Source organism: Paenibacillus sp. MCAF9, from assembly GCF_052114265.1.
Classification (GTDB): domain Bacteria; phylum Bacillota; class Bacilli; order Paenibacillales; family Paenibacillaceae; genus Pristimantibacillus.
Genome location: NZ_JBFREL010000001.1, coordinates 458,659 through 477,579 on the forward strand (window position 1 = coordinate 458,659; position 18,921 = coordinate 477,579).

At 43.6% G+C, this 18,921-nt stretch carries 14 protein-coding genes; 12 read left to right on the plus strand and 2 right to left on the minus strand.

Annotated features, from left to right (window positions below; all coding sequences use genetic code 11):
- Positions 1–422: 422 nt before the first annotated feature.
- From AB4Z45_RS02175 to AB4Z45_RS02190, 4 genes are all read left to right on the plus strand, one after another.
- Positions 423–4,313: a discoidin domain-containing protein gene (locus AB4Z45_RS02175; RefSeq protein ID WP_441907684.1), complete on the plus strand. Its 3,891-nt coding sequence runs from the start codon at positions 423–425 to the stop codon at positions 4,311–4,313.
- A 347-nt stretch (positions 4,314–4,660) separates the two neighbouring features.
- A complete protein-coding gene (locus AB4Z45_RS02180) occupies positions 4,661–5,467 on the plus strand; it encodes a phytanoyl-CoA dioxygenase family protein (protein WP_441907685.1) in 807 nt (268 codons plus the stop codon).
- Between the two features lie 46 nt (positions 5,468–5,513).
- Positions 5,514–6,512, plus strand: coding sequence for a Gfo/Idh/MocA family protein (locus AB4Z45_RS02185; RefSeq protein WP_441907686.1), 999 nt, complete (start codon positions 5,514–5,516; stop codon positions 6,510–6,512).
- Positions 6,513–6,516: 4 nt separating this feature from the next.
- Positions 6,517–7,590: a Gfo/Idh/MocA family protein gene (locus tag AB4Z45_RS02190; protein WP_441907687.1), complete on the plus strand. Its 1,074-nt coding sequence runs from the start codon at positions 6,517–6,519 to the stop codon at positions 7,588–7,590.
- A 115-nt stretch (positions 7,591–7,705) separates the two neighbouring features.
- Here AB4Z45_RS02190 and AB4Z45_RS02195 read toward each other — a convergent pair whose 3' ends face one another.
- Entirely contained in the window at positions 7,706–8,143 is a 438-nt protein-coding gene (locus AB4Z45_RS02195) for a MarR family winged helix-turn-helix transcriptional regulator (protein ID WP_441907854.1), read from the minus strand.
- 269 nt (positions 8,144–8,412) lie between these two features.
- On the opposite strand from AB4Z45_RS02195, the gene uvrA reads away from it, so the two are divergent.
- Both uvrA and AB4Z45_RS02205 read left to right on the plus strand, forming a co-directional pair.
- On the plus strand, positions 8,413–10,917 hold the full coding sequence (gene uvrA / locus AB4Z45_RS02200; protein ID WP_441907688.1) for an excinuclease ABC subunit UvrA: 2,505 nt from the start codon (positions 8,413–8,415) through the stop codon (positions 10,915–10,917).
- A gap of 214 nt (positions 10,918–11,131) precedes the next feature.
- Entirely contained in the window at positions 11,132–11,776 is a 645-nt protein-coding gene (locus AB4Z45_RS02205) for a formylglycine-generating enzyme family protein (protein WP_441907855.1), read from the plus strand.
- A gap of 59 nt (positions 11,777–11,835) precedes the next feature.
- Here the strand turns inward: AB4Z45_RS02205 and pdxR are convergent, their stop codons facing one another.
- Positions 11,836–13,278: a MocR-like pyridoxine biosynthesis transcription factor PdxR gene (gene pdxR, locus AB4Z45_RS02210; RefSeq protein ID WP_441907689.1), complete on the minus strand. Its 1,443-nt coding sequence runs from the start codon at positions 13,276–13,278 to the stop codon at positions 11,836–11,838.
- Between the two features lie 257 nt (positions 13,279–13,535).
- Here pdxR and AB4Z45_RS02215 point away from each other — a divergent pair, with 257 nt between their 5' ends.
- From AB4Z45_RS02215 to AB4Z45_RS02240, 6 genes are all read left to right on the plus strand, one after another.
- Positions 13,536–13,670 (plus strand): hypothetical protein, encoded by a 135-nt coding sequence (locus AB4Z45_RS02215; RefSeq protein WP_256710766.1) that lies wholly within the window; start codon positions 13,536–13,538, stop codon positions 13,668–13,670.
- 224 nt (positions 13,671–13,894) lie between these two features.
- Positions 13,895–14,227: an ArsR/SmtB family transcription factor gene (locus tag AB4Z45_RS02220; RefSeq protein WP_339209287.1), complete on the plus strand. Its 333-nt coding sequence runs from the start codon at positions 13,895–13,897 to the stop codon at positions 14,225–14,227.
- A complete protein-coding gene (locus tag AB4Z45_RS02225; protein WP_441907690.1) occupies positions 14,224–15,660 on the plus strand; it encodes an arsenic transporter in 1,437 nt (478 codons plus the stop codon). Before AB4Z45_RS02220 ends, AB4Z45_RS02225 begins: the two co-directional genes overlap by 4 nt.
- A gap of 13 nt (positions 15,661–15,673) precedes the next feature.
- Positions 15,674–16,099, plus strand: a complete 426-nt coding sequence (arsC, locus tag AB4Z45_RS02230) for an arsenate reductase (thioredoxin) (protein ID WP_441907691.1) — start codon at positions 15,674–15,676, stop codon at positions 16,097–16,099.
- 524 nt (positions 16,100–16,623) lie between these two features.
- Positions 16,624–18,147: an MDR family MFS transporter gene (locus AB4Z45_RS02235; RefSeq protein WP_441907856.1), complete on the plus strand. Its 1,524-nt coding sequence runs from the start codon at positions 16,624–16,626 to the stop codon at positions 18,145–18,147.
- 273 nt (positions 18,148–18,420) lie between these two features.
- Positions 18,421–18,825, plus strand: a complete 405-nt coding sequence (locus AB4Z45_RS02240) for an Rrf2 family transcriptional regulator (RefSeq protein WP_441907692.1) — start codon at positions 18,421–18,423, stop codon at positions 18,823–18,825.
- Positions 18,826–18,921 lie beyond the last annotated feature (96 nt).

Below are 18,921 nucleotides of genomic sequence, written 5' to 3' on the forward strand. Positions count from 1 at the left end.
TATACAGGAAAACGAAACTTTTTTACAAGTAATGGAGTCTGATCCTAATTTGACATTAAAATGAGCCGCAAATAAGTTTCAAAATAAGAAAATGAACATAACCAGTTTAAACACATCTCATGTGTTGGACTGGTTTTTTGTTTTAGAGGAAAGAAGCTTAGATTTGTTTTATTATCATTGAATCGCATACGATTTCCGTAATATTACATCTTATAGCTCGGTCAATTATGTCTTTATAATGTAAGGGTGTGATAACGAGAGGAGGGATGTCTATCATTCTATAATGAACTAGGAAAGTGAACGGAAGGCTATACGGAAATCGCATAAAAGTGAAACAATCTTTTTTGTAAACGCTGCCATTCGTACGTTTTTCGGTAGATCGCACATTTTCTCGCACCCCCACATTATTGAGGAGGAATATAATGCGCAATAAGTATGTTGCATGGTCGCTCATCGTTACCATGCTATTCTCGACCTTGCTCCTATCTACTGGACCGTTTACTCCCGTTTCTGCTGCAGGTGGATCAAATCTGTCAATCGGCAAAGACGTTACAGCAAGCGGCCAATCTCAAACCTACAGCCCAAGCAATGTGAAAGACAGCAACCAAGGAACGTATTGGGAAAGTGCAAATAACGCATTTCCACAATGGATTCAAGTCGATCTCGGCTCAAATACTAGCATCGACCAGATCGTATTAAAGCTGCCTGCAGGCTGGGAAACCCGGACGCAAACGCTTGCGGTTCAAGGCAGTGTTAATGGAACAACGTTTACGAATATTGCAGCTTCTACCGGTTATGTATTTAATCCGGCGGTTGCAAGCAATTCGGTCACAATTAACTTCGCTTCAACGAAAACACGTTATGTTCGCTTGAATTTTACAGGCAATACGGGCTGGCCAGCGGCACAGTTATCCGAATTCGAAATTTATGGCACTGCGCTAACACCGTCACCTACTCCTACATCAACGCCTACGGGCACCTATCAGGCTGAGTCTGCTGCCTTGTCCGGCGGAGCGAGCGTAAATACGGATCATACCGGCTATGCCGGCACTGGATTTGTTGACGGCTACTTAGCACAAGGTGCGACAACAACGTTTACGGTCAATGCAGCCGCGGCAGGCAGCCGCAACGTGACCCTCAAGTACGCCAATGCGAGCGGAAGCACAAAAACAATAAGCATCTACGTAAACGGAACAAAAATCCGCCAAACCTCACTTCCAAACCTTGCGAACTGGGATACATGGGGAACGAAAGCAGAGGCTCTCACTTTAAATGCAGGCTCCAATACGATTGCTTATAAATACGATGCAGGCGATTCCGGCAATGTCAATCTTGACCAAATCACAGTTGATTCAACGATCATTACACCTACACCTTCTCCTACAGCAACGGTAACTCCTACGCCAACGGTGACACCAACAGCAACAGCAACGCCATCTCCAACTCCTACGCCATCAGTGACACCAACACCAACACCAACAGCAACGCCTACGACTCCACCAGGTGGAAACATCGCTATTGGCAAAGCTATTAGCGCATCATCCAGCACACAAACGTTTATTGCAGCGAACGCAAACGACAATAACACCGCCACTTATTGGGAAGGCGGCAGCGCTTCGAGCACCTTAACTCTCGATCTTGGGGCGAATCATGACATTACATCCATCGTGCTGAAGCTGAATCCTTCTACAGAATGGGGCACTCGTACACAAACGATTCAAGTTCTAGGCCATAACCAAAATACAACAACCTTCGGCAGCTTAGTGTCGGCGCAAGCTTATACGTTTAATCCAGCTTCGGGCAATATGATAACGATTCCGGTTACCTCGACGGTTAAACGTCTGCAGTTGAATATTACGACGAACTCCGGCGCACCTGGCGGCCAAATCGCTGAGTTTCAAGTATACGGAACACCTGCTCCAAACCCTGATTTGACGATTACAGGCATGTCATGGGCACCGGTCTCACCAATAGAGACAAATGAAATTACACTGAACGCAACAGTTAAGAATATCGGCAACGCCAGTGCCCCAGCGACTACAGTCAACTTCTACCTTAACAACACACTTGCCGGCTCTGCTCCAGTAGCCGAACTAGCGGCCGGTGCTTCAGCAACAGTGTCACTTAATGTTGGTGTCAAAACAGCAGCTACGTACTCAGTAAGCTCGAAGGTAGATGAGAACAATGCAATTATTGAGCAAAATGATGCCAACAACAGCTATACGAATCCATCATCACTCATTGTCGCTCCTGTAGCCAGTTCCGATTTAATTGGAACTGTATCCTGGACACCTAGTAATCCAGTTGCCAGCAATACAGTCGCTTTCAACGTTTTCCTTAAAAATCAAGGAAACATTTCTTCAGCAAGCGGCACCCATGGCGTAACCGTTATTCTTAAAAATTCAACCGGCTCTACCATTCAGACCTACAACGGGTCATATAGCGGTACTTTAGCAGCTGGCGCATCTGCAAATGTCAGTATTTCTGGAACATGGACAGCAGTAACTGGCAACTATACCGTATCAACAATCGTTGCTGTTGATGCCAATGAATTAGCAATTAAGCAAGCAAATAACACGAGTTCAACAAGTCTAGTCGTTTATTCTGCACGAGGTGCTAGCATGCCTTACAACAGGTACGATACGCAGGATGCGACTCAAGGTGGAGGAGCAACTTTACAATCTGCACCGACATTCGATCAGGCGCTTATTGCATCCGAGGCATCTGGTCAGAGCTACGTGTCACTTCCATCGAATGGCTCATATCTTCAGTGGAACGTAAGGCAAGGGGAGGGTGGAGCAGGCGTTACGATGAGATTTACGATGCCAGACTCAGCGGATGGTATGGGGCTCAGCGGATCACTTGATGTTTACGTTAATGGAGTCAAAGCCAAGACCATCCCGCTCACTTCCTACTACAACTGGCAGTATTTCGCAAGTGATCAACCAGCTGACACTCCATCCGGAGGACGTCCGCTCTTCCGATTTGATGAGGTGCATTGGAAACTGGATACAGCCCTACAACCTGGCGATACCATACGTATCCAAAAAAGCAATGCTGACAATCTCGAATATGGTGTAGACTTCCTTGAAATCGAGCAGGTTCCAGCTGCGATTGCCCGCCCGGCCAACTCGGTTTCTGTAACGGATTTTGGCGCTGTTGCAAACGATGGCCTCGACGATCTTGCAGCTTTCGAAGCTGCTGTAACATCAGCGGTTTCTACTGGAAAAATCATGTATATACCGGAAGGAACATTCCATCTCGGAAACATGTGGAAGGTCGGTTCTGTCAGTAACATGATTAATGATATTACAATCATGGGTGCCGGCATCTGGCATACAAACATCCAGTTTACCAAACCTAATGTAGCATCGGGCGGCATTTCATTCCGTGTCGAAGGCAAGCTTGATTTTAGCAATATCTATATGAATTCCAAGCTGCGGTCGCGCTATCACGAGGGTGCTATTTACAAGGGCTTTATGGACAATTTCGGAAAAAATTCAAAGGTACACAATGTATGGGTTGAGCATTTTGAATGCGGTTTTTGGGTAGGGGATTATGCACATACACCAGCAATTTATGCGGATGGGCTTGTGATTGAAAATAGCCGGATCCGAAATAATCTTGCTGACGGTGTCAACTTCGCCCAAGGAACGAGCAATTCGACTGTTCGCAACAGCAGCGTACGAAATAACGGTGATGATGGTCTTGCCGTATGGACGAGTAATGTAAATGGTGCCCGCGCGGGTGTCAACAATACCTTCTCGTTTAATACGATTGAGAATAACTGGCGTGCGGCTGCTATTGCATTTTTCGGCGGGGGAGGACATAAGGCTACTAACAACTTGATCATCGACACTGTAGGCGGATCTGGCATTCGAATGAACACTGTATTCCCAGGCTACCATTTCCAGAACAATACCGGCATTCTGTTCTCGGATACAACGATTATAAACAGCGGAACTAGTAAAGACCTCTACAATGGCGAACGCGGAGCTATCGATTTGGAGGCATCTAACGATTCCATCAAAAACGTGACGTTTACCAACATTGATATTATCAATACGCAGCGCAGTGCGATCCAGTTTGGATATGGCGGCGGCTTTGAAAATATCGTGTTCAACAATATCAATATTAATGGTACGGGACGTGATGGAATCCTTACATCGCGGTTCACATCACCGCATCCAGGTGCGGCAATTTACACCTATACGGGGAATGGATCAGCAACGTTCAACAACCTGACGACTAGCAATATCGCTCATCCCAACACGAATTACATCCAGAATGGATTTGGTTTGATCATTCAGTAACAGATTGATCATTCAGTAACAATAAGAAATGGCTGTGTGGGGGAGTTCTTCGGAACTCCTCCACTTTTTTTATGTTTATCAAAGCGATACAACCAAAATGGCGAAACACAAAATACATATTAAATATATACGATTTTAGAAAATGAATGAGAAAAAGGAACAATTGTATGAGCAATTAGTTGAAAACATCGTTTATTAGATAACATAAAGCGATTAGTTAACCAAAATGTTCATGATTTAAATAAAAATAATCGGAATAATCCAAGCATTCTATGCATTAAATGAATTACCGTTCATATTTTATATATAAAAGAAGCAATTCACTCCAGAAAGCAGGAGGTTATCGCATGAATGCCGAGCACAGTCAAGGACTTAATGCCATTTCGCAACCCGGTGAATTCACAGAGCTTGACCGTTTCATGTTCGAATCTTGGGGTTATTTGATCATTCCAAATGTATTAACCGCTGACCAAGCACAGCATTGTTTGGAGGCATCTATTCGCCTGCATGAGAGAGAAGGGAAAACCGGATGGGCTCAGGTTGGCCGAGGATTTGAAAGTGAACCCACGCTGGACCAGTTGATTGATCACCCTGCAGTGCTCCCAAAAGTGAGAGCATTATATGGCGATCGTTTTATTCTTCAATCCGCTTGGTGCACGAAGCAGCCGGCATTTGGAGGAGCAGGCGGCTGGCATCAGGATGGCTCAGGAGCCTACGATTTTAATCAACTAGCTTATCCGATTCCTCTGCTGCAGCTGCGCGCTTCCTATTTGCTTACTGACCAATCGCTGCCTAGGATGGGCAACATGGAGATGATTCCAGGCAGCCACAGAGCCCAAGTTCCACTCCCGGCAGACATCCGCCGCGATAAAGGTGATTTGCCTGTAGGACATGTCATTTGTGCGCCTGCCGGATCTGTATTGCTCTTCCATAACGCGGTTTGGCATCGTACATATTATCATGACGGAGATTACGACCGTTATACCGCACATTATATTTATAGTCCGCCTTGGGTTCGATTCTCCGATCGCTTTGCAAACAACAAGGACTATTTGGAGCGTACAACGCCTATGCGCCGTTATTTAGCAGGAGAATATGAGCGGCCAGACGCGCCATTTGGCGCCGGGTACCCCGCAACGGCTTTTAAAGATTAGCAATTCGCCGCTTAAACAAATATTTGAATAATGGAGGGATTTTCGAATGTTAAATGTCGCGATGATTAGCAAATGGCATGTTCATGCTGATGGATATGCAAAACACCTGCAATCACTTGGAAACGTAAACATAACAGCAGTTTGGGATGAAATAACAGAGAGAGGGCGAACGTGGGCAGCAGAGCTAGGAGCTGCTTTTGAATCTGATCTGGATACGCTGCTTCAAAGGGCAGACGTAGATGCTGTCGTCATCGATGCCCCTACCAGCATGCACGCGGAAGTCATGGTTGCTGCTGCGCAAGCTGGAAAACATATTTTCACCGAGAAATCGATGGCGCTTACGGTAGCCGAATGCGACAAAATTACGGCTGCTGTACAAAAATCCGGCGTGAAGTTTTGTATATCTTTTCCCGCTCGAACAAGGCCTCACCATTTATTCGCTAAACAGCTTCTGGACGATGGGCTGCTTGGCGCCATTACGCTGCTGCGTATCCGAAATGGTCACGACGGAGCATTAAACAATTGGCTGCCTGAATACTGGTACGATGAGAAACAGGAAGGCGGCGGAGCTATGATGGATCTTGGTTGCCATCCGATGTTCTTGGCAAGCTGGCTGCTTGGTGAGCCGAGACGAATTACATCTATGTTTAATTATTTTACGGGCCGGGCTGTTGAAGATAATGCACAATGCTCGATTGAGTTTGCTAACAACGCGGTTGCGCTGCTGGAAACTAGCCTTGTTACTTACTCGACGCCATCTGCGTTTGAACTATACGGTACGGAAGGGACACTGATCATATCCGGGGAAGATGTTAAATTTGTTTCCAAACATACCGATTCACCGCTCCAAGGCTGGATTTCACCTCGACAGCTTCCAAAGGAGCAGCCGCTTCCACTAACACAATGGGTAGATGGCATTCTGAACGACAAGCCGATGCCATTTGGACTCGAAGACGGAACAAAGCTGACGGAACTTCTTGAAACGGCATATATCGCTCATCGCGAGAGAAGAACGGTAGATTTTAAACGGCAAGGAGGAAATTAATGAGATGCGAACAGTAAAGGTCGGTATTATCGGATGCGGCATGATTGCAGGCGGCAAACATATGCCAAGCTTAGCCAAGGTGGGTAATGTAGAGATGGTCGCATTCTGCGATCTAATCGAAGAAAGAGCGCTCGAAGCTGCTGAGCAGTATGGAGTTCCCGGCGCGAAGGTTTTTACCGATTATAAGCAGCTATTAGCGATGGAGGATATTGAAGTCATTCATGTATTGACGCCAAATATTTCGCATGCCGTCATTTCAATCGATGCCATGGAAACAGGCAAACACGTTATGTGTGAGAAGCCGATGGCCAAGACCAGTGCCGAAGCGAAAGCGATGTACGAAGCTCATGTTAGAACCGGTAAGAAGCTGACGGTCGGCTACCAGAACCGAAGCAAAGCTCAGTCGTTGCTCTTAAAAAAAATGATCGAGAATGATGAGCTTGGCGAGATCTATTATGCCAAAGCGGTTGCAACAAGGCGTAGAGGGGTTCCTACATGGGGAGTATTTCTGGATAAAGAGAAACAAGGCGGCGGACCTTTGATCGATATTGGCACCCATTCACTGGATCTCATCCTATGGCTGATGAACAATTATGAACCTCACAGTGTAGTAGGCAGTGTGTTCCAGAAGCTGAAGGATACAGAAAATGCAGCAAATGAATGGGGATCATGGGACCCAGAGGAGTTTGAAGTAGAAGATTCCGCTTTTGGTTATGTAAAATTCAAAAACGGTGCTGTCGTTTCAATTGAAACCAGCTGGGCACTTAATATCGCCAAATCTGAAGGATCATATTTGTGCGGTACGAAGGGCGGTGCTGATTTTCACGACGGTCTGCGCATTAACGGCGAGAGGGACGGCAGCTTATTTCTAAACGTCATCGACGTGAAAGCGACCGAGAGAGAGCAATTCCATGGAGAAAACCTGACTGATTTTGAGTATGAAGCCAAGCAGTGGATCAGCAGTATTGTGAACGACACCGATCCGCTCGTTAAGCCTGAAGAGGCGATTGTGGTATCGGCTATTCTGGAAGCGGTTTACTTATCAGCCGAAACCGGTAAAACGATCTACTTCGATTAAAGGCTGCTCATGTACACGAGTAAGAGACGAATAATAATGTGAGTTACAATAAAGGACGGTATCCTGAGGTCATTAGACTTCTGGATATCGTCCTTTTCAATTGGTGTACCCTAATTTAAGATGAAGATTTAGTGCTTTTTGCAGAGCTGAGGCGATCAATTTGATTATCGAGTACTTTGCTGGCTCTCGCTAAAAACTGTGTAATCAGTTCCAGCTCAGCATCCGTATAGGAGGAAGCCAGCTTCACCATCTCGTTGTGAAGGGGAATATACGTATTGCTGACATCTTCTTTCTCCTCATAGAGAGGAACAATAATCACTTTGCGACGGTCATTGGGATCGTTTTGCCTGCGTACATAACCGAATTTTTCAAGGCGGTCAATTAATGCTGTCACACTTCCAGTAGCAAGCCCAGTTAGTTTGGACAACTCACCGGCTGTGATCGGACCTTTTTCACGTAAAATATCCACAGATAAAAAATCATTATTATATAAGCCGAGAGCAGCAGCTACATTTTGTTGGTACAAAACTGTTCGGCTTCCTAGTCCGCGCATACGTGCGACGAATTGTTCCTGCTGATTGGTCGCTTGCACTTGTTGCTCGCTTGACAAAGGACAAACCTCCTTTTAAGATATGGGTATCTCGGATTTCGAGATACTTTGTTATAAAGATATTAGATGAAATGAATTTAATCAAGTTCATTCTATCGAAATCATTCATAATTTGCAAAAATTTTAGTCATGATGGCTAAACAATTTAATCCATATTTGAGATCAGAATGCTATAAGACATAGAATAATTATTTATTATGAGGAGGATTTTTATGAAAGATACCATTTTTATTAAAGGTGCACGAGAAAACAACCTGAAAAATGTTTCCCTTTCAATTCCAAAGTACAAGCTGATCGTTCTTACAGGTCCATCAGGATCTGGCAAATCAACTTTGGCTATGGATACACTTCAAAGAGAATGCCAAAGGCAGTATTTGGACTCCATGGGCATGACCTCGGATTCGATAGGGAGGCCGAAGGTTGAGTCTATCGAAGGATTGTCACCGTCCATCAGTGTTGGACAGCATGTTACCAATCGAAATCCACGCTCAACAGTCGGAACAGTAACCGATATCTATACGTTTGTAAGGTTTATCTTTTCGCGACTAGGGGAGCGAATTTGCCCTTCTTGCAGCGGTCATATAGCTCCTTCATTAGAGCGCATAGGTGCAATGGCCGATGAAGATGAGGAAATGGATCATCAAATGATAGGCTGTCCTCACTGCGGAGCAGCGCTTGAGCAGTTAGGAATGTCGCACTTTTCCTTCAATAAGCCAGAAGGAGCCTGCGGAGCTTGCAGTGGGCTTGGACATGTGGCAAGCATTAATGAAGCAGCCGTTTTCAATTCAGAGCTCAGTCTGCGCGATGGGGGAGTGGCTTCTCTGAACGGGGTTCATCGCGATATTCAAATTCGTATTTTGTTGGCGGCAGGAAAGCATTACGGCTTGGCATTTGATCCGGATCAGCCTTTAAAGGATTTCGGAGAGGTACAGCGTGATTTGTTATATTATGGTGTCGAGAGTGAAGCCTTCAAGCGCCATTATCCAAATGTGAAGCCTGTCCAAGGTACAAAATTCGAAGGAGTCATCCCTGGTTTATGGCGGCGATACAAAGAAAAAGAAGGGGAAACAGGCGCATCGGAAAAAGAGGGAAGTTTTTTTCATGAACAGCTTTGCCCGGAATGCCTAGGCGCACGCCTTAAGAAAGAGGTTCGTCTTGTTCAAGTAGCCGGCTCAACCATCTCCGATGTATCGGAATGGTCGCTCAGTGATGTTTTTAAGTGGACAGAGGAATTACAAGAGACGCTCCCGCCTAAAGGTCATTATCTGCTGGAGCCCATTCTGAATGATATGCCTACTAGGCTAAAACGAATCATTGATGTTGGCCTAGGCTATCTTTCCCTGAATCGGCAAACCGTTTCGTTATCAGGCGGCGAAGCACAGCGGCTGCGGCTCGCTTCGCTGCTCGGGTCTGGCCTAACCGGTGTACTTTATATTTTGGATGAACCGACCACGGGTCTTCATCCCCGTGATACATCCGGTCTCATACGAGTACTTCAGCAGCTTCGTGATTTAGGCAATACAGTACTCGTAATCGAGCACGATGTTGAAATGATGCGTGCTGCAGACCATATCATCGATATAGGTCCTGGCGCTGGGTTGCACGGTGGAACCGTCGTAGGCGAAGGAAGTCTGGAGGATTTAATGTCGAGTAAGCTTTCAGTTACTGGCGCTTATTTGAGAGAAGAGAATGACTCGAATCCTTTACGCGTTCGCAGAACAGGCAACGGTCAGTTTATTACAATCGAGCAGGCTAAACTCCGCAATGTTGATATTCCAACTGCGTCATTCCCGCTTGGCTGTCTCGTTTCAGTTACAGGAGTATCTGGCTCCGGCAAATCCACGCTTGTTTTTGATATCCTTGCAGAAGGAAGTCAGAAGGAATTGGAGCGAATAGGGTGCAAGGAAATAACGGGCTTGGAGCATGTCGGAAATGTCGTTATATTTGACCAGACACCCATGGGACGAGTGCAGCGCTCCAACGTAGCAACGTATACGGATGTGTTTACGCAGCTGCGCCAGTTGTTCGCTGGTTTGCCTGAAGCTAAAAAAAGAAAACTGACAACCAAACATTTCTCATTTAACACCTCTGGTGGTCGTTGTGAGACCTGTCAGGGGCTAGGTGTGCTTTCCGTTGATATGAACTTCCTGCCTGATCTGGAGGTAAAGTGTCCTGACTGCAAAGGAAAACGATTTACGGATGAGGTTTTGCAGGTTCAGTATGAAGGCTGCTCTATATCGGATTTGCTGAATATGTCTGTGCAGGAGAGCCTAGCTATTCTCAAAAACGAAACTAAAATAACAGGTATTATCGAGATGCTTTGTGAAGTCGGACTAGGCTACTTGAAATGGGGGCAATCGGTCAAAACGTTATCTGGCGGCGAAGGACAGCGGATCAGACTGGCGAAAGAGCTGAGCAAGCCTTCCAAAAACCATACGCTTTATCTGCTGGATGAACCGACGACAGGCCTCCATCCATCTGACATTAAGCAGCTCCATACATTACTCAGCAAGCTGGTTGATACAGGCAATACGGTAATCGTTGTTGAGCATAGTCTGGAACTGATACGAGAATCCGATTGGGTTATCGATATCGGCCCAGAAGGGGGCGCAGCTGGCGGAAAATTAGTAGCAGAAGGCACGCCTGAGCGTGTAGCGGAAGTGGCAGAGTCGTATACGGGTATGTTCTTAAAGGAAATGTTGGCTAAAAGGCAGTAATTATAGCTTGCCAATCTATTGCTAAATCAATACGTAGTGCACGTACTGTCATGCTGACAGTACCTTTTTTTTGTTAACTATTCCAAATGGAGAGGAAAATTCAATTACTATTATAAGGAATCACTAATTTATGGTAAATTACAGTAGTGCAACATTTAAATCAAAGGAGGAGATCACCGTTTCTAATGCTCTAAATAAACATAATGAATACCCAATGGTAAGCATTCCAGCTGGAGTAATTGAATTAAGAGATGACCGGACGAAGCGAAAATGGAAGTCTGATATTAAACCCTTCTATCTTTCACCTTATCCCGTAACGATGGAGTTGTATTTAGCTGTAACCAGAAAATCTCCTCTTTCTTTGAGTGATGATCAAAGACCAGTGGTCAATATCTCTTGGAATGAAGCTATTTATTTTTGTAATTTACTGTCCCTGAATGCAGGACTAAAAGAGTGTTACTCATTCAGTCAGGATGGAGATCATATTGAATGTGATTGGGAATCTGATGGCTATCGCCTTCCGACAGAGGCAGAGTGGCAATATGCGTGTAAAGCAGGAACAGCTGGCTATCAATACGGAGAAATTGATAAAATCGCTTGGTACAATGGAAATTCGGGAGACAGCATTCATGAAGTAGGTAAAAAAGAACCCAACGCATGGGGTTTATATGATATGTTAGGAAATGTCTGGGAATGGTGCTGGGATTTATATGATGAGCAGGTATATGGCTCATATCGCATTTTTCGAGGCGGCAGCTGGGCTGAAGAAGCGAGAGGCTGCGGAGCTACTTGTCGTCGTCGCAGTCATCCGTCATTTTGTATTGACGACCTTGGGTTTCGCCTTGCCAAATCATGTTAACGAGTTGATAATAACCGCGGAGGCATAGACCTCGGCGGTTATTTCTAATTACTATATGGCTATTTGCTATTCATAAGCTCACGCAGCGCATCTGCAAATTTGGAGATTCCTAAACCAATTTCAGCTTCTTTTGCTCGAGCAAAAGTAAATCTTACGAAACCAGAATCCGATCCATACACACTACCAGGAACAAAAACAATCCCTCTTTTAATGGACTCCTCCAGGAGCTTTCCATCGTGAACATCCGGAACTAGCTTACACCATAGATGAAGTCCACCTTGTGGAGCAGTGAACGTAATCAATCCTGGAAGTTCCTTCTGCAATGCTTCAATAAGTAAATCTCGTTTATATTGAAGCTGCATACGCAAGCGGTCTAGATGAGGTTCAAAGTAATTGGACTTCAAAAATTGTGCCGCTACCTGCTGCGGTATAACGCTAAGTCCAAAATCCATTTGCTGCCTTGCGTCAGCAAGTCTCTCCACAATGGAGTTAGGGGCAACCATCCAACCAATTCGCATGCCAGAAGCAGCTATTTTGGAAAAAGAACCGATATAGAGGACAGACCCAATTGAATCCATTGATTTCAGCGGAGAAGGCGGTGAACCTTCATAGTCCGTTAAGCTAAATGGATCATCCTCGACAATCGGCAGCGCCAACTCGCTTGCAACATTAAGCAGCTGTTTGCGACGTTCAGTACCCAACACTGTACCTGTTGGGTTCTGATAGTTGGGGTTCATGAACACCATTTTGATCCGATGTTTTTTGTATAAGGCTCGAATATCCTCTGGACATACCCCTTGGTTGTCAACAGGAAGTCGGAACAACCTAAGCCCCGCTGATTGAAACATAGGCAGAGAATAGCAGTAGGAAGGATCTTCAATCGCAACCGCGTCGCCAGGCGACAACAAACACTGGGTTATTAAATATAATGATTGCTGAGATCCCGATGTGATTAAAATTGATGATTCCGTTGTCTTAATACCCCGATGTTGATCAAGATAGGATACCAACGCTTGTCTAAGCGGAATATACCCTTGAGGATTATCATAACCCAAATATGAAGTGTATTTATTTTCGCTCATCAACGTTGTAATTTCATCATTAGGAGCCAAATCAGCCGACAGCTCACCGCTAGCAAAATCGATGAGAGAGGGGTTTTGATTGAGCGCTTCACGAATTCTTCGCATAAAGGGCAAGTTAGGTAGAAAGCTTCCGCCTTCAGCGTACCGGCTCCAATTTGGCGTGTGCTTGGGAGTGGCTCCCCATTTTGTTTTGGATACACGCGTTCCACTGCCTGTCTGACTTTCAATAATCCCCATCGATCGAAGCTCGGCAAACGCCAAAATGACAGTACTGCGGTTTACGCCCAGTTGTTCAGCCAATTTTCTCTCAGATGGAAGCAAGCTGCCAGGAGGGAATTCACCGTAGGAAATCCGTCTTTCTAGATGATCGGTAATTTGTTTATAAATAGGAATTTTACTTTTCCTCTCAAGTTCCCACATCAAGTTCACATCCTTGCTTGTAAATAAAACATTATAGTCATGATTATCATAACACTGATTTTCAAACTGAAAGAGGCTGTTTTCAACCTAACTATGACAGTTAAATGAAAACCAATCGAATTGGATGGTAGTAATTCATCCGATTTGGATGGTTCGTTTTTTCGCTTTTTATTTTATGATAAACGTTAATTCACATTTCAATGAACTGCTCGTATTCGAAATCAAAAATATACTGCTAACATATAGGGGGAAATCATATGCAAGTACCTATCGGCGTATGGATCGTATCTTTTATAATCGTAGCCATTCTTTCATGGATTACATTTTGGATCACGAACAAAGCGTATTCAAGACGTTGGGAAGATCATGATGACAGCAACCTAAATAATTAAACGAAAAAGTCTGAGTTAAAACAACAAATAGCACAGGAAGTGGAAATCAGTGATGACAAAATCCTTGTTGTTACTGGTTTTTTTGTGTTCATCTGCTTGCATTGTTGCAGGTATTCGAAATCCTGTTCGGTCCATCATATTCGCCATTGATTATATAAGTAATTGGTTATATAATTATGAAATTGAAAGAAGCCAACGGGAGAAAACAGATGGAGGTACTACATATGGAGCAAAAGATACAGGAAATGGCCGAGGCTTATAAATTATTAGCCGATAAAACGAGGTTAACCATCGTAGCACTGCTCAAAGAAAAGGAACTATGTGTATGTGATATCACTGATATTATCGGGATGTCTCAGCCAAATGCCAGCCAGCATCTACGAAAGCTAAAATCAGCCGGACTTCTAAATGAAAAGAAAAAAGGGCAGTGGGTATATTACTCCCTTAATCCGGATGCGGAAGCCTATGTTCAGTGCGTGTATCCATATCTGCCTTCCATGAAAGAAAAAATAGCAGGCTTAAAAAATAACAGCTGTGATACACAGGGGGAAGCATGACACTTATTGCCATTTTAATCTTTTTACTTACGCTCACGTTTGTAATCTGGCAACCAAAAGGACTTAGTATTGGTTGGTCGGCAGCTGCCGGAGCTATTCTGGCACTTCTGTTTGGAGTCGTAACCTTTGCTGATGTTGGTACGGTTACGGGTATTGTTTGGAATGCTACGCTTGCCTTTGTAGCCATTATCGTAATATCGCTTCTTTTAGATGAAATCGGCTTTTTTGAATGGGCGGCGCTTCACATGGCGCGGCTCGCACAAGGCAATGGAAAGCTTATGTTTGTTTATGTTGTTCTTCTTGGTGCAGCAGTATCGGCATTCTTTGCCAATGACGGCGCCGCGCTTATTCTAACACCTATTGTGCTTGCGATGGTGCGTGCACTTAAATTTGATCAGAAAATGATTTTACCATTCATTATGGCCAGCGGTTTTATCGCAGACACGACTTCACTCCCGTTTGTAATCAGTAACCTCGTTAATATCGTTTCTGTTGATTTTTTTGGAATCGGCTTTATCGAATATGCTAGCCGGATGATTATTCCGAACTTTTTTTCGCTGCTGGCGAGCCTTCTGGTCTTGTATATGTTCTTCCATAAAAGCATTCCAGGTCACTACGATTTAAAACAGCTCAAGAAGCCGTCTGAAGCCATAAAAGATAAGAAGATGTTCCAAATTTCGTGGGTAATCTTAGCCTTGTTACTTCTCGCATATCTTGTAATTCAATACATTCATGTTCCAATTTCCGTCATAGCAGGCGTCGCTGCAATCTTGTTTATTTTAGCTGCTCGCCGCAGCCCGGCTATTCAAACTTGGAAGCTGGTCAAGGGCGCTCCTTGGGCAGTTGTCATCTTCTCCATTGGCATGTACGTGGTTGTTTACGGACTTCGTAATGTGGGACTGACAGATGAACTAGGAAAAGTCATTCAAGCCATCGCCGACAAGGGGCTATTCATCTCCACTATCGGTATGGGATTCCTTGCTGCGATATTGTCTTCGATCATGAACAATATGCCAACTGTGATGATCGATGCATTAGCCATAAAAGGAACAGCAACGCAAGGCGTCATTCGTGAATCTTTGGTGTATGCCAACGTTATAGGCAGTAATTTGGGACCTAAGATGACACCAATAGGCTCACTCGCGACACTTTTGTGGCTGCACGTATTATCACGTAAGGGTGTAAAAATCACATGGGGAAATTATTTTAAAACGGGTATCATTCTCACGATCCCAACACTCTTTATCACGTTAACAGGGTTGTATTTGTGGCTGCATTTCATCCATTCAACAAGCATTAATGTATGGGTGTTGATTGCCGTAATTACCGCAATATTGGTTCTAATCGCCATATGGATAAATGCTTGGATTAGCTCGAAAATGGGCAAAACGAAATTTCAAGAAGAGATCGTAAAAGTTAACTCGAGAATATAGGAGACCGATAATAATGAACAACAAACCACTCGTTTATTTTTTGTGTACTGGAAACTCTTGCAGAAGCCAGATCGCCGATGGATTTTTGAAGGCACTGGGCAGCGGCAAATATGAAGTGAGGAGTGCCGGTCTAGAAGCTCATGGCTTAAATCCCCGTGCGGTTCAAACCATGAAAGAAGCAGGCATTGATATCTCCAATCATACTTCGGATGTCATTGATCCTGAAATTTTAAAACAAGCAGATTATATCATCACGCTTTGCGGTCATGCTAACGATAACTGTCCGGTTGTAAGTAACGACAAAGCGCAAAGATGGCATTGGGGCTTCGACGACCCCGCAAAAGCGACAGGTACAGAAGAAGAAATCAATACTGCATTCGCAGAGGTCCGTGATTCGATAAAAAATCGAGTTGAGTTGTTTGTGAAGGAAGGGAAGTAACAAACAGTAATAATTATGTTCTTTCGAATATATTCGAGGATTTAGGAACTGTTTTTATGCCATTTATAGCTATAATACAAAAGAAGCAAGCCCTCAGGGCTTGCTTCTTTATCATTTAAAATTGCTAATTATTTGATCTTGCTGAATTTCGTCATCTCTAATGATACCTACTCCTGCGTATAAAATATAAATAATGCCGCCAACGAAGCACGCACATAAAGTTAAGAAGGAAATCATATGTTGTCATCCTTTCTAATCGTGATTACATCAATCGTACAGTGACCCTCAAACCTTGTGACCCTCCAATCCAATCTGATATCTCCCATCCAATAAAATTCAACTGACGGTAGTTATTGTTAGCTTGACAAAAAATAAAGCTCCTCTTACTATAATATTATCTCGATCATCAAGATACTTATAAATATAACTATATTTATTCAAGACAATCGATCGTCGAGATAAAAAAAGGGAGTGGCAATTACATTGTCAATTGAACAAAGTGGAGGGAACAAGAAACAATGGAAATGGCAAAAGGAAATAAAGTAGGTGTAATCATTGCAGCACTTCTGCTGGCTACACTTATGGCATCGATGGATAACACCATATTAGCAACGGCGATGGGGACAATCGTTGGGGATCTTGGCGGGTTTGACAAATTAATGTGGGTAACGTCTGCTTATATGATTGCAGAGATGGCTGGTATGCCAATATTCGGTAAATTATCGGATATGTATGGTCGCAAGCGTTTCTTTATTTTCGGAATTATCGTATTTATGATCGGTTCAGCTTTATGCGGTACAGCGGAATCTATTGTACAGCTGAGTATTTATCGCGCGATACAGGGTATTGGCGGCGGAGCTCTAGTACCTATTGCATTTACAATTATGTTCGATGTGGTAGCACCTGAAAAACGGGGGAAGATAGGCGGATTATTTGGCGCTGCATATGGTATTTCCAGCATATTTGGACCTCTAATTGGCGCTTATATTGCAGATTATGTTCATTGGTCATGGATATTCTACATCAATTTGCCAATAGGAATCATTGCATTTGTAATGATCGCATATTTTTACAAAGAGTCTGTTGAGCATTCTAAACAAAAAATCGACTACATGGGCGCAATAACGCTCGTAACCTCAATTCTTTGTCTCATGTTCGCGCTGGAGCTAGGAGGAAAAAAATACGATTGGGACTCCTTCACGATTATAGGTTTGTTTTTAGCTTTTGTCGTATTATTGGTCACTTTTATATTTATTGAACGCCGCGCAGAAGAACCGATCATCACCTTCAGCATGTTCAAAAATCGGCTTTATTCCACGAGCAATTTAATGGCTATTTTTAGCGGTGCAGCATTTATAACAGCTTCCGTTTACATCCCAATCTACGTTCAAGGGGTACTTGGAGGCTCAGCTACAAACTCGGGGCTCGTGTTGCTTCCTATGATGGTCGGATCTGTTGTCACCGCTGCTGGCGGCGGTATTCTGCTCTCCAAGTTTAGTTATCGCTCCATCATGATTTCGACGTTGTTTCTGCTAGTGGGCGGCATGGCTTTACTGACTACTTTAACACCCGATTCATCCCGATTTACGGTTACAATCTTTATGATTTTAGTTGGTCTTGGCATCGGCTCATCGTTTTCTGTTCTAAGCAATTCTGCCATACATGGATTTACTGCTAGGCAGCGAGGCTCTGCAAGCTCTACACTTAGCTTCACTCGGGAACTGGGAATGACGCTTGGAATTACGGTATTTGGTATTATTCAAAGTCACTTATTTGCAAATAAGCTTTCTTCATCGTTCGGCAGCGGCGGTCAAACGTCGGAGTTCATTGATCTAAGTGATCCAAGTAAAATTTTGACACCAGATACAAGGGAGAGCATTCCTTCTCAGATTCTTGATAAAATAACGGAAGCTCTTTCCTCGTCACTCGTTCATACTTTTGCTTGGGCCATCATTCCATCCGTCATTGCTCTTTTAGCTGCCTTTGCTATGAGCAAGGAGAAGTTTGATCCAACTTCCGAGCTAGAAGAATATTCAGCATCTCATTAAAAAATAAACCTCGCTATTCGTAGCGAGGTTTTTCTTATGTACATTAAACTTTGGCAAATAAATCTCTATGACGTTTGCGTTAGACTCATTCGTTTTTTTATAAGAATTAGCAGCATTTTTTGAAGCATTATAATTAAATACATTTAGAAAATGATAATCATAAAGTGTAATAACCAAGAGTCTACTTAGTTACATAATAATATTTCACAACTTGACATATTAGCGACTTCGTAGGTATTATAGACACAATAAGTCTGTAATTGAGGTGAGAACATGAAATTTTCCAAAGCAACCAATTATGCACTTCACACCATGCTCATGCTTGTAGAAGCTTCAAATTTGAAGCCCATAGGCGTCAAGCAGCTGGCGGAATCCCAAAACGTTTCACCTACTTATCTTTCCAAAATTTTAACGAGACTCGTCAAAGCTGGGATGATTGAATCCGTTTCTGGGGCAAACGGAGGTTACCGGCTATCACGCAAAAAGGACGACATTACGTTTTTGGATATTATCCACGCTATTGAAGGAACAACATCATTATTTGAATGTGATTTTGTTCATGGTGAAGAATGCTTGATTCAAGCTGCAATGAAAGAAGCGGAAGAGAAGATGGAACAACATCTGAAACAAACGAAATTAGCTGACATTGCAAAAAAACAAACCAAACTTGAAAGTTAAGAACATTTTTTCTGAAAAAGGAGAAGTACAATTAACATCGTATTAAATCCTTTTTTCGAATTAATTACAGATATAAAGAGTCTTTAATATCCCATT

Coding starts and splice junctions, on each gene's coding strand:
- AB4Z45_RS02175 (WP_441907684.1), top strand. CDS start 423: ATGCGCAATAAGTATGTTGCATGGTCGCTCATCGTTACCATGCTATTC.
- AB4Z45_RS02180 (WP_441907685.1), top strand. CDS start 4,661: ATGAATGCCGAGCACAGTCAAGGACTTAATGCCATTTCGCAACCCGGT.
- AB4Z45_RS02185 (WP_441907686.1), top strand. CDS start 5,514: ATGTTAAATGTCGCGATGATTAGCAAATGGCATGTTCATGCTGATGGA.
- AB4Z45_RS02190 (WP_441907687.1), top strand. CDS start 6,517: ATGCGAACAGTAAAGGTCGGTATTATCGGATGCGGCATGATTGCAGGC.
- AB4Z45_RS02195 (WP_441907854.1), bottom strand. CDS start 8,143: ATGCGCGGACTAGGAAGCCGAACAGTTTTGTACCAACAAAATGTAGCT.
- uvrA (WP_441907688.1), top strand. CDS start 8,413: ATGAAAGATACCATTTTTATTAAAGGTGCACGAGAAAACAACCTGAAA.
- AB4Z45_RS02205 (WP_441907855.1), top strand. CDS start 11,132: ATGGTAAGCATTCCAGCTGGAGTAATTGAATTAAGAGATGACCGGACG.
- pdxR (WP_441907689.1), bottom strand. CDS start 13,278: ATGTGGGAACTTGAGAGGAAAAGTAAAATTCCTATTTATAAACAAATT.
- AB4Z45_RS02215 (WP_256710766.1), top strand. CDS start 13,536: ATGCAAGTACCTATCGGCGTATGGATCGTATCTTTTATAATCGTAGCC.
- AB4Z45_RS02220 (WP_339209287.1), top strand. CDS start 13,895: ATGGAGCAAAAGATACAGGAAATGGCCGAGGCTTATAAATTATTAGCC.
- AB4Z45_RS02225 (WP_441907690.1), top strand. CDS start 14,224: ATGACACTTATTGCCATTTTAATCTTTTTACTTACGCTCACGTTTGTA.
- arsC (WP_441907691.1), top strand. CDS start 15,674: ATGAACAACAAACCACTCGTTTATTTTTTGTGTACTGGAAACTCTTGC.
- AB4Z45_RS02235 (WP_441907856.1), top strand. CDS start 16,624: ATGGCAAAAGGAAATAAAGTAGGTGTAATCATTGCAGCACTTCTGCTG.
- AB4Z45_RS02240 (WP_441907692.1), top strand. CDS start 18,421: ATGAAATTTTCCAAAGCAACCAATTATGCACTTCACACCATGCTCATG.